Raw genomic sequence first — 12,472 nt, 5'->3', positions numbered from 1 at the left:
AAAACTGCGTAAATGGCAGTTATTTGCGCCGAGAAACTTTCATTTGTGTCAATATCGTCTAAATTATTGATATCAGGAACGTGGCAAAAACACCTGCTATGAGAACTGTTGTGGGAATAAGGGAGAGGATAATTCACTCACCTTTGTTAAGCTCAGGTAAAAGTTGACGTCAGGTACTCCATGAAATTCTTGGGTTTTTTTGACTTTTGCTACATCATGTACTGATAAAATGTATCCACATTTAACCTCGCTACTGTATAAAATAATAGTTGGTAGCGAGACTTTCACTATAAGCAAGGAGTTCTTATATGAACAAAACGTTGATCGCAGCTGCAGCAACTTCAGTACTTCTACTAGCAGGTTGTGCTTCTTCTGATGACGCAGCAACAGCAAATGCAGCAAAACTAGACGAACTAAGCAACCAAGTTAGCCAACTAAGCCAAGACGTACAAGCTCTTCAATCTGACGTTCAAAAATCAGGTGCAGCAGCAATGGCTGCTCAAGAAGAAGCTGAGCGTGCTAACGAGCGTATCGATAACATCGCTCAGTCTTACACTAAGTAAGATTTGATACCGCGTCTTAATGCCTGTTAAGGCGCGGTTATTTCGACAGGAACCCCATTCTGTGCGGCAATCGCTGCTTTAGCCTTCACATTTTTCAGTCCGAACTCATCCAGCCACCACTTTAACTCTTTTGGTACCTGTAGGTGATCTTTCTCACCATTGCTGCGAGTCAATGGCTCATGTGCCTCTAAAAATACACTTCTGTCCGGCTCTAGTGATACTTTCACTGGTTGGTTAATGATATTCACTTCTTCACCGTTACGAACTTTTTCAAACAACCATTCAATGTCGCTTGGGTCCATACGAATGCAACCCGCGCTGACTCGCATACCGATGCCGAAATCTTTGTTGGTACCGTGAATAAGGTACTCGCCATTTCCGTAGGCTAAACGCAATGCAAACATCCCAAGTGGGTTGTCTGGACCAGCAGGTACAACGGTTGGCAAGTCAATGCCCTTCGCTTTGTACTCGGCACGAATCGAGGCTGGCGGCGTCCACGTAGGGTTTGGACGCTTTTGGCTAATACGCGTTGTCATCACCGGGGTGTCTCGCCCAATTCGCCCGATTCCCACGGGGAATACATGCACAATATCTTCTCCTTTCGGGAAGTAGTATAAGCGCAATTCCGCTAAATTAATGACAATGCCTTTGTGGGGTACATCTGGGAGGATCAGTTGTGTTGGAATAGTAAGAACGTGTCCCTCTTCTGGTAAGAAGGGATCCACGCCTTTATTTGCCGCCATTAAACCTAGCATCCCGACATCGTAGTGCTTGGCAATATTTGCCATGGTTTCGCCTTCTTGCACGACGTGGTTTTCAAGGCGACCAATTAAACGACTGCCATCCTCTGGTAGCTCGTACATTTTAGCGAATGACAAACCACTCGCTAAAGATAACGATACAGATAACAGCGTACGTTTTGCGAAACTCATTGATCGCTTTTTGCTAAGCATTTCACTTTATTCCTTGGCACTTTTAAAGAGCCGTAAGGTTATCTCTCTTTCTGTCTTGTGATCAACCATCGGCTTGTGATATTCCAGTAAAGAAAATCCCTCCCAAGTCCAAGGTTTATGGATGTATTTGTTTGGCACACTTTTGATTTCAGGCACCCAGTGGCGCACGAATTGGCCATCAGAATCAAACTTCTCACCTTGGCTTATCGGGTTGAAAATACGGAAGTACGGCTGCCCATCACAACCCGTCGATGCAGACCACTGCCAACCACCATTGTTTGCTGCGAAATCGCCGTCCACCAGCTTACTCATGAAGTACGCTTCGCCCCAACGCCAGTCAATGTGTAAATCCTTGGTGAGAAAGCTCGCGACAACCATACGAAGCCTGTTATGCATCCAGCCTGTTTGGTTGAGCTGACGCATTGCTGCATCGACGATCGGGTACCCTGTCGCTCCAGCCTTCCATCGCTCAAAAGCCTGCTCATCATAAGACCACTGAATTTTATCCTCCCAGTCGATAAAGCCTTTGCCTTTAACGAGCTTTGGTTCGAAAACCAACAGATGCTGATAAAACTCACGCCAAATGATCTCACTCAACCAAGTTGCTTTTCCTTCTGTTAGGTCATTTTGTTGGTTTTCAGCATACAAGCGAGCAATACATTGCCTTGGTGACAACGCACCAATCGCAAGATAGGGAGACAGTTGACTGGTGCCATCAATAGCCGGAAAATCTCGATCTTCCTTGTAAGCATCACTGCGCTCACGAGCAAATTCCCTAAGCTGCTTTAAAACATCATTGGTCGAAGTAAACCAATTCTCGCTGGACTCTCGAGGATAGCTAAACGTGAAGTCTGAACTAAATCGAATCGGCTCTAATTGTTCCAATATTTTGCTGCTTAGCGGCGCTTGTTCTTGAGGCTTTGTTACCGTTGGCATTTGAAACTGCGTCAACCAAGCACGTTTGAATGGTGTAAATACCTTAAAATACTCACCTTGCTTATTGAGAACCGTCGTTGGTGGGTGCACACATTTGTCGTGAAACAGTTCAAAATCGATATCATGGGAAGCTAGCGCCTCACTCACTTGTGCATCGAGCTCTCGTTCATTTACTTCATAGTGAATATTCGCCATAACAGACGTTGCTTCAAGTGTTTTCGCCCATTCACTAATCACTTCGGTACAATCAGAAAACGACGGCACCTCTTTATATAAAAAAGGAACATTCAGGCTTTCCAACTCGTCGTTGAGATACTCTAAACGACGAGCAATGAGATCCGCCTGCATCGGTGCCATGTGGTGTTCTCGCCACTGCTCTGGCGTCGAGATAAAACAAGCGACAACAGGCTGACCTGAATCTAACGCCGCCTTAAGTGCGGTGTGGTCTAACGTTCGTAAATCACGTCGAAACCATACTAAGATCATGGTGTCTCCTTCGTTTCGTCTACTCTGTTAGGTGCAGTTTCTCAATCACTTCAGAACATCCAATACGTTCTCCAAAACGTGTTTGAAGCATTTTGATGGACTCCACTTGCTTAGCTGCCAGCGCTTTATTGGAAAACAGGTAAATGAGCGAGTAGCTATCAACAACTTCGTGCTCCAGTAAACCAGAGACATCATCAACTTTGTCGATCAACGTCGTGTGATACCCTTGCTCACACAACTTCGCCGCTTGAATCCAGCTCTCTGCTTCCCTATGTTGTTCAAAGCTGATAAGCAAGCACTTCCCTTTGGAAGCGGCTTTGTTTTCAGAGTCGATAACAAGGGCAAGACGAGTAATCAAACAAGTTTGAAATAACCCCATCTGCAACGATCTCAGCGATCCTTTGACCATCTCCAGCGCGTCAAATACAGGGTCGATAAATTGTTCAATAACCAAGTTCAATGGATACTCTTTGAGAACAGAGGCAAGTAAGCTCTCCGCTTTACCTCGATTCAGTTTCGAAAGTGCTGATAACATAGTTTCTACTTCTTCGAGAGTACGAACTTCATTGTTGACTTCTACGTCAGCACTTTTTCCCAAAAGTCCCTTTACTTTACCGATTGCAATCCCCTTCGCGAGCCAACTCTGGACTTCACGAATGGTATCGAGATCTTGCTGTCGATAAAGTCTGTGCCCTTTTTCTGTTCGCTGAGGCTGGATCAAATTGTATCTTCTCTGCCAAGCTCTCAGCGTAACTGGCTTCACACCCGTGATTTCTGCGACGTCTCGGATCGCGTATAGTTTTTCTTCTGAACTACAAACCATAGCGTAATCTCATCTCCTGCGGATACGGTTCTAAAAACTTCTGTTTTGCTAAATACTCATCTGGGTAAGTGTTTAAGTAGTGCTTAATCAATGTCAACGGTGCTAATAATGGCAATGTACCAGTACGGTAGTCATGAATTACTGTTGCTAATTCTTCTTTTTCGTCTTTAGTTAAAGCGCGCTTAAAATACCCTTGTAAATGCATTAGTACGTTAGTGTTGTTTTTTCGGCTAGCACGATTCGCAAGTGCCTTCATAAGACCTAAGCGATACTCTTGATAGAATTCTTCGATTTCATAGCTAGCGACATCGGCAACTAAACGACCAAGAGAGCGGTATGACTCAGGGTGATGCGCCATCAAGGTCAACTTATAGCGCGAATGAAAATCGATAATTTTGCCTCGAGTTGGCTCTCCGTCCATCGAGTCATAAAAGTCGTTTAGGCAAAATACTCGGGTAATAAAGTTTTCTTTTAATACAGGATCGTTGAGTCGGCCATCCTCCTCGACGGGCAACCAAGGCATTTTTTTCATCAGCGTTTGTGTGTACAAGCCAACGCCTTCTTTCGCTGCGTTATTTTTGCTATAAACCTTGACGCGCTCCATACCGCAAGTTGGAGACTTGGCACAGACGATGTAACCGCAAAGTTGCTCGCTTTGTAGCTCCTCCACTTTGTTAGCAGAGTAAGCAAGCATATTATCGGTATGGTCATTTTCTGGATTTTTAGTTTCTACCAGCGCCACACGCTCTTCTTCGGAAATCAAACGAATTGTTGGTCGCGGCACTGGCATTCCGACGCCCACTTCGGGACATACCGAAACAAAGTCAAAATATGGGCTGAGCTCTTTAGTCACAAAGTTACTTACTTTATGACCAGAGTCAAAACGAACCCGTTCACCCAAAACACAAGAACTGATACCTACTTTGATTGAAGATTCCATGATGACGCATCCCTATACAAAATGTTTTGTTGTATAACTTATAGCAAGGCTTTTTAAATTGTACAAGAAAATAAACTGTACAATTTAATCGTTTTACTTTTCTCAAGAGCATTTCGATCAGCGCTTTCTCAAAAGTTTTTTATGTTCTCAATGTCCATTTTGTGCGCGCAATCGACAAATCGCTCAAAAGCGAATCGATTGCTCTTTTGATTTCAACAGATTTAGTTATCAATGATGTTCATGGTTTCTAAAAGCGTGGTTTTTGTGACTAAGCTCTCAAGGGGCCACTGTACGTCCCGATATTATTGCTTCAACGAAAACGAACAAGTTCAACAGAATTGGTAATAGCGTTCTATACTAGAGGCGTTTTATCAAAACAAAACTTTGGAGAGCACTTATGGCAACCCCACACATCAATGCACAACCAGGTGATTTCGCTGAAACGGTTCTAATGCCAGGCGACCCTTTACGTGCTAAATACATCGCAGAAACGTTTCTTGAAGATGTGAAGCAAGTTTGTGACGTTCGTAACATGTTCGGCTTTACTGGCACTTACAAAGGCAAAAAAGTGTCTGTTATGGGTCACGGCATGGGTATCCCTTCTTGCTGTATCTACGTACACGAGCTAATCGCAGAATACGGCGTGAAAAACGTAATCCGTGTAGGTAGCTGTGGTGCGGTACGTGACGACGTTAACCTAATGGATGTTGTTATCGGTATGGGTGCTTCTACAGACTCTAAAGTGAACCGTATCCGTTTCAACAACCACGACTTCGCTGCAATCGCTGACTACGGCCTTCTAGAAGAAGCGGTAAACCAAGCGCGTGCTCAACAAGTACCAGTGAAAGTTGGTAACGTATTCTCTGCAGACTTATTCTACACACCAGAAGCTGACATCTTCGAGAAGATGGAAAAACTAGGCATCCTAGGTGTAGACATGGAAGCGGCTGGTATCTACGGTGTTGCTGCAGACCTAGGTGCGAAGGCGTTAACTATCCTAACGGTTTCTGACCACATCATCCGTGGCGAAAAACTAAGCTCAGAAGAGCGTCAAAAGTCGTTCAACGACATGATGAAAGTTGCGCTAGAAACCGCAATCAACATCTAAGAACAAGTAGTAAGTAATAATTTGCAGCCAGAGTTATTGCTGGCTGCCCGAATTATCCCGAGGGGGCGATTGTGTCTAACGGCGAACTGCCAAAAGACGCAGATGGGTTACAACTCAACTTTTGTAAAACATTGGCGTGTGACAACTTTGGATTGAGTGATGCAAAGCGTTACGTTCTGCAACATGCTAACCCTAAACGTCCGGCGATGGTATGCCGTGAATGTGGAGCTTTCCCCCCCTTACTTAACAATCGCGATGTAGTTAACGAACTTCATCGCCTGCGACACGTCCACAGTGACGGGTTGCCTGCGTGCCGCAATGATGATTGCGAGAACTTTGGACTATCCGTCCACACACATAAACACCTCTACCACGCTTTCGGTTACAGTGGTGATCGTCAACGTTACCGTTGTAAAGCGTGTCAAAGTACCTTTGTTGATAAATGGTCAGGCGCGAACAAAAAGCTACAATTCCAAGAGAATTTAATGGGCTTATTGTTTACTGGTTACTCTGTGCGCGAGATCTGCCGAAAACTCAGTATCAACCCGAAAACCTTTTACGACCATGTTGATCATATTGCGAGTCGCTGTCGCCGTAAATTAGCCACTATTGATGCTCGTTGGGTAAACCACGCAACGCACTATGAATTGGCCTCAAACTATGTTGCATTGCAGCCAAACAGCAATAATGGTGTCTACTGGATTGTTTCTGGTGAAGCCCACTCAGGCTATATTCTTTGTCAACATGTGAACTATTCTGCTGATGAAGAGCCAATCGCCACGCTAGACCATAACCCGTACGACGAGGTCTCTCGTTTTGTTTCCCAAGAGTACACTGCGGAAGCAAGTGAACCGCCAGCGGAACCTTCGAACCTCCTGCGTGAGCGTATTGACCAAAAATACCAAACCATTTTGGCTCGCGGTAACGTGGAAGATCCTCTTGGTAATCTTTCCGTATTCCATTACCCATCTAAAGGTGCATTAGTTCGTCCGCCTTACACATCATACGCTCATTACTTGCATGTACTTGATATGTGTTGCCCCAACAAACGTGTATCTCTATATATGCCTCAAGATCCCCTGCTACGTTCGGCAGCACTGAGCGTTTGTTTGTCTCGAATTAAAGAGAAAAATGTCGACTTGATGTACGTAGAAGAAGATGCAAATTGGGACATGAGCACACCTTTTGGCAAGGTCGATATCGCCTATATGAGCTGGTGGCGAGATCGCTGGGCGATCTCCACTCAAGACGAAAGCCACAAAGGCATTTGCTACCTTGCAGGTGATAGAAATGAGCCCGAGAAATGGTTTAACGTTGCAACAACTCGCCATGTGCAGTTCTATCAAAATCGCTTCCAGATCCTTTTCGAAAGCTTCATTAACGAGCCACGTCGCAAATTACGACCTGCTGGAATTTTACCTCTTTTAGATATATTCAGAGCTTGGCATAATTTGTGCTATCAGGATAAGCAGGGTCTTACCGCCGCACAAAGGCTAGAAGTCACTGATGCTCCTTTGACCATCAAACAGCTCCTATCGTAACTATTGGCATTTAGATGTAGTAATTAGGGGCTGTGACAGTATACATTACGGCACCTAATCGTTTACCAAAGCGTTATCCGCATCGTTTTGGTAATAAAACATGCATCTAACCACTTAATATTAGGTGTGAATTCCAGTTCGATAGTCATGGATGTGAACGTTGGATAAAAACCAAATTCAGCTAGAAGATGAGCTCAAAAAGCTTAAAGGCCAAATAAAAACGGCCCCTGAACACACCTTCAGTATTGCGCAGCAATACCGTATCCGCGCGGAGCAAATTTTATTTGTGGATGGTGAAATCAGAGCATTGCTGATAATGGCGCAGTGCTGTTGGTGCCTAATGGATTACCGACAAGGCTTAAAGCTAGTCAAAGACGCCTACAGCAAGCAAACCCAACTTGAAACCGACGACCACCTGCCCGAAATTCTTCATTTATTTGCTCTCCAATATTGGGGACAAGCAAAGTATTACTCAGCCCAACAATATTGGATTAATGCACTCGAACAATCTGCCCTCGTTGATGATATTGAAATTCAAATCGAATCTCTAATTGGGCTTGGCAACGTATGGCGTATCACAAATGAGCATCAACTTGCCGCTTCCACTCATGAGTTGGCCGTTAAAGTGGCAAACAACGTCCGTATTGCTTGGTTGGAAGGCAAAGCTCGTATCCTGTTGGCTTGGGACTATTACTTACTGAATAAATTTGTCGAAATGCTCACTGTGCTGGATGGTGCAACCGAAGTACTAAAAGATCATGATGACAGCACATGGCAAGCCGAAATCTGGGACTTTAAAGGCCTAGCGCTACTTGGGCTAGAACGCCTTGATGCCGCAGAAGAAGCCACACAAAAGGCCCATAAACTCGCTATTGAACATGATCTAATTTGGATAAAAGCACACTCGTTTATTAGCCGCGCAAGGCTCGAACTCTTGCGCAAAAATACGGATAGTGCAGCAAAGTTATTACTCGCAGCAGAAGAGTCCGCGCTTAGTTTTGACAACGGCGAGCTACTAAGTCAGATCTGCTTTCAGCAATCTCGAGTCGCTGAAGAGCAAGGTGATTTTGAATCAGCGTTTAACGCGTTTAAAAAATACCGTAAACATGCACTTAAAATGCTCAAAGAACAGACTCATCGAGTCAGTATGGATAAAGCACGCGGCTCCAAACGCCAGCTAGAGCAACGAGCGCGTAAGCTGATTAATCGTATCCGTTCTCAACATGAATATGACCCTGAAAAACAGTTTTCTAATGTTGTGTCCGAGACCTACTGGTGGGAACAGTTAGTTCTGTTTAAAACAGAGCTCAAACGCTCCAACCACGCGATCATTATGATTCAGCATGCAAACCCCGAATTTCTCGATGTTTGTACTGAGCTAGTTCATGCATTGACGACCTCAAGTGATCTCATCTCACGAATTTCCAGTGACAGACTAGCTATGTTAATTGCAGAGAAAGGTCAAGCAGCAGAAGATGTCTATCGTACGGTTCAGGCAATGTTAGACATCTATCCATGGAAACGTCGCGGGCTGAAAGGTCCCAAACCGATACTGTATTTGCAAGATATCCTGACCTTCCCATTCACTTTAGAGCAACTCGAAGAAAGCTATATTGAGGTAATGAAGCATGGAACAACTGCTTAGCAAGGTTACTGACGCAGGCATCGATCCTTCTTCCGTCTCTGGTGAAGAAGCGATTACGCTGTGGGAGCACATCGGGTTACATATTGCATCCACGAACCGAGAAAAAGCACATTGCTATATCATTAGTGCCGAGTATCGACGAGAAATTAAACAGCTCAACGACAGCATCGAAGAACTACGACAAGCCCTTGAGTTGCTCGTTTTACCCGACGATGTAGAAGATATTCTGTCTGTAAAAGCAAGCTTGAGTGATCGTTTGGTAGAAGTAGGTGACTACAACGCAGCATTAACCGAGTATGTTGCTGCAACGAATATCGCCGTCGAATATGGCTATATTGATGAGTACGTACTGGCTATTATTGGAATGGGCAATTTGTGCGATGCCTATGGGGATCACCATCGCGCCTTGCGTTATTACCAAAAAATCGATGCGATCGACCACGCCATTAGCAGTCGCTCCCTACGTCTGCGCTACAAACTTTACATGCTTGCCTGTTACATCAGTTTGAACCGTACCGCAGATGCACAAGAATTATTGAGTGAGTGTGAAGAGCTAAGTATCCTCGTCAGTGATAAAAACCTTGCTGCGCAAATTCATCTCTACCGAGCCAAACTGCATCGTTTGCAAGAGGATTACCCTAACGCATTGCTTGCTATCTCTAATGTCCAGTATACGACGGGCAGTGCTACCACGTACTGGTTATCCACGATGGTCAAAATCGAGACCGCATATTGTCTAAACGGTGTCGGACACATCTCTTTAGCCAACTTAGTGCTGGACTCTATCGGTAAACGAATTCAGAAGCACTCCTCTCCTCTTGTCGCTCAGCATTTTTACAACGCAATGAGTCAAGTTTACGCTTCTCAAGGGTTATTTCAGAAAGCATTAAACTGTGAAAAAAAAGCGTTTCGCATTGAATCTGACCTTGTCAAACACATTCCAATTGGTGAATTGGGTTCTACTCAATTACGTCGACTTTCTCGTTTTGAGCTACAGCTCAAACTCATTTTGTCAGAACTTGAAAACAAAGAGCTCAAGGAAACCACCAAACAACATAAGAATACGGTCGCCCAACTACAGCAAGATGTCTTTACTGACCCGCTAACCTCTTTGCACAACCGACGTTGGTTAGAAGTCAAACTCAAAGACCTGCTTTTGCACGATACTGAATTTGCGTTGATGGTCATCGATATTGACCACTTTAAGTCCATCAATGACGAGCTCAGTCACCTTGTTGGAGACAAAGCGATTAAACGTGTGTCTCAAGAATTAGCAGGATACTTCAAATTTAAAGGCGCTTCTTGCGTTCGCTTTGGCGGTGAAGAGTTTCTTGTCATTCTAGAGAATAGCAATCTAGAACGGGCAGAAATGCATGCCGAGAATTACCGCGAACGCATTTATCGATATGGTTGGGACGATATTCTTGGCGAGCGGGGGTTGACCGTATCGATCGGGATTACCTTACATCGAGAAGGAGAGAATACCCAACGTACCTTCTATCGCGCCGACAAAGCCTTGTACCGCGCCAAAGCCAATGGCCGAAACCAAGTCTGTACCGAACTTTAAACCATGCCCCAATCTTCACTTGGGGCATAACCGTGGCTTTTATTCTCCATTCCTTCCTTTATTACTACTTAGTTTGATTATAAGCGCCTTCACTTCTTATTGTCCTCGAATCGCAATCGATACGGATATCGCATAAACATAATTCAAGTACAAAATAACTTGATTGAACGATAGTTAAGACAAATACTTAAACTGTTCATTTACGTAAGATTTTCCATTAGGTAACAAGCACAGGCAGGTAAGATGTTTCTAGACTATTTTGCACTTGGGTTACTCATCTTCGTTGCTTTGGTGATCTTCTACGGGATTATCGTTATTCATGATATTCCGTATGAAATTGCTAAAGAACGCGAACACCCTCATCAAGACGCAATTCATTACGCAGGCTGGGTTAGCCTTTTCACTTTACATGCACTGTGGCCATTTTTATGGATATGGGCAACATTGTGGCGCAAGGAGCGCGGATGGGGTTTCAAACAGCTTGAGCAAGAAACGCACGACATTCATCACCGCCTTGAAGAGCTCATCGACGAAGTCAACGAACTCAAAAACGAAGTATCGATGTTGAAACAACAAAAGATTCAGCAAAGGCCTTTGACTGAACAAAGTAAAGAGGACGAATAATGGATTTATTGCTGATTCTGACTTACACAGCCCTTTGTATCGCCATTTTTAAAGTCTTTAATATTCCTTTGAACAAATGGACCGTACCTACAGCCGTACTTGGCGGCGTAGTGTTGGTGGGCACACTCGTCCTTCTTATGAACTACAACCACCCATTTACTCAACTAGGTAACCAAGTGTTCCCGACTACGCCTATCGTCTCTGGCGTGCGTGGCCGCGTGGTGGAAGTACCAGTCCAGGCCAACCAACCGCTTAAAACGGGCGATATTCTTTTCAAAATCGATCCTGTGCCTTTTGAAGCAGAAGTCGCACGCCTTGAAGCGAAAGTGAAAGAAGCAAGCCAAGGTGCGTTGGGTTTAGAGTCTGACTTGAGAGAAACAGAAGCGGCGGTTTTGAAAGCGCAAGCCGATAGAGATAAAGCACAAAGAGAATTTAGCCGATATCAAAGGGGCTTTGATCGCGGCGCATTTACGGAACAAGATTTAGATACTCGACGCCAAGCGTACAAAGCGGCAGAAGCCATGCTAGACGTTGCCATTTTGCAGCAAGAGCAAGCACAGATCGCATTAGAGTCGGAAATCGGCGGTGAAAACACCCAAGTCGCGCAACTTCTCGCAGAGCTGCGTAAAGCAGAGTTTAACCTAGAGCAAACCGTCGTTCGTGCGCCAACCAATGGTTACGTTACGCAATTGGCTTTGCGCCCTGGTGTGATGGCTGTGCCGTTGCCGCTTGCCCCTGCAATGACCTTCGTGCATACCGAAGACATTACGTACACCGCTGCGTTCAGACAAAACTCGCTACAACGTTTGAAGGCAGGCTTTGAAGCGGAGTTTATGTTCCGTGCGATACCGGGCAAGGTATTCCGTGGCGAAGTCATCGACGTGATTCCAGCCATTGGTGAAAGCCAAATTCAAGCCAGAGGTGCTCTGCTTGGTACCGATGCCCTGCGCACAAGCGGACGTGTATTTGCGAAGCTGAAAATCACGGACGATTTGAGCGAATACCACCTACCAATGGGTACCGCGGTTGAAGTCGCCGTTTACTCAGACAGCTTTACTCACGTGTCAGTGATGCGCAAAGTGCTGATTCGCATGAAGAGCTGGCAGAACTATTTGTACCTAGACCATTAATGAACAGCTAGCTCATTCATTTATCGATGAAAATAGTATCAGAAAGTGTAATCGGGGGCTGACAATCAGCCCCCGATTTCATTCTAGCCATCCAGACAGATAGCATTCCCACTTTTATCAATATTCTGTATAATGCGCGCCTTATTTTTAATGCTT

General features: G+C 44.8%; 11 protein-coding genes. 7 read left to right on the top strand and 4 right to left on the bottom strand.

Going from position 1 to position 12,472, the window contains the following annotated elements:
• Positions 1 to 308: 308 nt before the first annotated feature.
• Complete coding sequence (locus tag LIX84_RS11470; RefSeq protein WP_005375145.1) at positions 309 to 563, top strand: Lpp/OprI family alanine-zipper lipoprotein; 255 nt, start codon at positions 309 to 311, stop codon at positions 561 to 563.
• Positions 564 to 589: 26 nt separating this feature from the next.
• Here LIX84_RS11470 and LIX84_RS11465 read toward each other — a convergent pair whose 3' ends face one another.
• Genes LIX84_RS11465 through LIX84_RS11450 form a run of 4 tightly spaced genes read right to left on the bottom strand, consistent with a single transcriptional unit; the run spans position 590 to position 4,701 of the window.
• A complete protein-coding gene (locus LIX84_RS11465) occupies positions 590 to 1,516 on the bottom strand; it encodes a L,D-transpeptidase family protein (protein WP_005394922.1) in 927 nt (308 codons plus the stop codon).
• Between the two features lie 6 nt (positions 1,517 to 1,522).
• The gene (gene phrB, locus LIX84_RS11460; protein ID WP_226421341.1) at positions 1,523 to 2,938 is read right to left on the bottom strand and encodes a deoxyribodipyrimidine photo-lyase; all 1,416 of its coding nucleotides are present in this window, start codon (positions 2,936 to 2,938) and stop codon (positions 1,523 to 1,525) included.
• 19 nt (positions 2,939 to 2,957) lie between these two features.
• Positions 2,958 to 3,761 (bottom strand): MerR family transcriptional regulator, encoded by an 804-nt coding sequence (locus LIX84_RS11455; RefSeq protein WP_047009571.1) that lies wholly within the window; start codon positions 3,759 to 3,761, stop codon positions 2,958 to 2,960.
• Positions 3,751 to 4,701 (bottom strand): YbgA family protein, encoded by a 951-nt coding sequence (locus LIX84_RS11450; RefSeq protein ID WP_046875782.1) that lies wholly within the window; start codon positions 4,699 to 4,701, stop codon positions 3,751 to 3,753. Before LIX84_RS11450 ends, LIX84_RS11455 begins: the two co-directional genes overlap by 11 nt.
• 397 nt (positions 4,702 to 5,098) lie before the next feature.
• On the opposite strand from LIX84_RS11450, the gene deoD reads away from it, so the two are divergent.
• The 6 genes from deoD (at position 5,099) to LIX84_RS11420 (ending at position 12,316) form a co-directional block, all read left to right on the top strand.
• A complete protein-coding gene (deoD, locus tag LIX84_RS11445) occupies positions 5,099 to 5,809 on the top strand; it encodes a purine-nucleoside phosphorylase (protein ID WP_005394915.1) in 711 nt (236 codons plus the stop codon).
• Between the two features lie 71 nt (positions 5,810 to 5,880).
• On the top strand, positions 5,881 to 7,350 hold the full coding sequence (locus LIX84_RS11440) for a hypothetical protein (RefSeq protein WP_005394913.1): 1,470 nt from the start codon (positions 5,881 to 5,883) through the stop codon (positions 7,348 to 7,350).
• A gap of 160 nt (positions 7,351 to 7,510) precedes the next feature.
• Positions 7,511 to 8,995 carry a tetratricopeptide repeat protein gene (locus LIX84_RS11435; protein WP_226421340.1) on the top strand — a complete coding sequence of 495 codons (1,485 nt, stop codon included), beginning with the start codon at positions 7,511 to 7,513 and terminating at the stop codon, positions 8,993 to 8,995.
• Positions 8,979 to 10,562 (top strand): diguanylate cyclase, encoded by a 1,584-nt coding sequence (locus LIX84_RS11430; protein ID WP_226421339.1) that lies wholly within the window; start codon positions 8,979 to 8,981, stop codon positions 10,560 to 10,562. Before LIX84_RS11435 ends, LIX84_RS11430 begins: the two co-directional genes overlap by 17 nt.
• Positions 10,563 to 10,805: 243 nt before the next feature.
• Positions 10,806 to 11,186, top strand: a complete 381-nt coding sequence (locus tag LIX84_RS11425; RefSeq protein WP_006741936.1) for a DUF3302 domain-containing protein — start codon at positions 10,806 to 10,808, stop codon at positions 11,184 to 11,186.
• Entirely contained in the window at positions 11,186 to 12,316 is a 1,131-nt protein-coding gene (locus LIX84_RS11420) for an HlyD family secretion protein (protein WP_226421338.1), read from the top strand. The genes LIX84_RS11425 and LIX84_RS11420 overlap by 1 nt, the downstream gene beginning before the upstream one ends.
• Positions 12,317 to 12,472: the final 156 nt, after the last annotated feature.

The sequence above is a fragment of the Vibrio sp. E14 genome, assembly GCF_020515785.1.
In the GTDB taxonomy this organism is placed as follows: Bacteria; Pseudomonadota; Gammaproteobacteria; order Enterobacterales; family Vibrionaceae; genus Vibrio; species Vibrio diabolicus.
The sequence above is the reverse complement of the archived record's forward strand: the minus strand, read 5'-3'. Positions and strand labels throughout refer to the sequence as shown.

Excerpts from the sequence above, each read along its gene's own strand:
- LIX84_RS11470 (WP_005375145.1), top strand. The coding sequence starts at position 309 with ATGAACAAAACGTTGATCGCAGCTGCAGCAACTTCAGTACTTCTACTA.
- LIX84_RS11465 (WP_005394922.1), bottom strand. The coding sequence starts at position 1,516 with ATGCTTAGCAAAAAGCGATCAATGAGTTTCGCAAAACGTACGCTGTTA.
- phrB (WP_226421341.1), bottom strand. The coding sequence starts at position 2,938 with ATGATCTTAGTATGGTTTCGACGTGATTTACGAACGTTAGACCACACC.
- LIX84_RS11455 (WP_047009571.1), bottom strand. The coding sequence starts at position 3,761 with ATGGTTTGTAGTTCAGAAGAAAAACTATACGCGATCCGAGACGTCGCA.
- LIX84_RS11450 (WP_046875782.1), bottom strand. The coding sequence starts at position 4,701 with ATGGAATCTTCAATCAAAGTAGGTATCAGTTCTTGTGTTTTGGGTGAA.
- deoD (WP_005394915.1), top strand. The coding sequence starts at position 5,099 with ATGGCAACCCCACACATCAATGCACAACCAGGTGATTTCGCTGAAACG.
- LIX84_RS11430 (WP_226421339.1), top strand. The coding sequence starts at position 8,979 with ATGGAACAACTGCTTAGCAAGGTTACTGACGCAGGCATCGATCCTTCT.
- LIX84_RS11425 (WP_006741936.1), top strand. The coding sequence starts at position 10,806 with ATGTTTCTAGACTATTTTGCACTTGGGTTACTCATCTTCGTTGCTTTG.
- LIX84_RS11420 (WP_226421338.1), top strand. The coding sequence starts at position 11,186 with ATGGATTTATTGCTGATTCTGACTTACACAGCCCTTTGTATCGCCATT.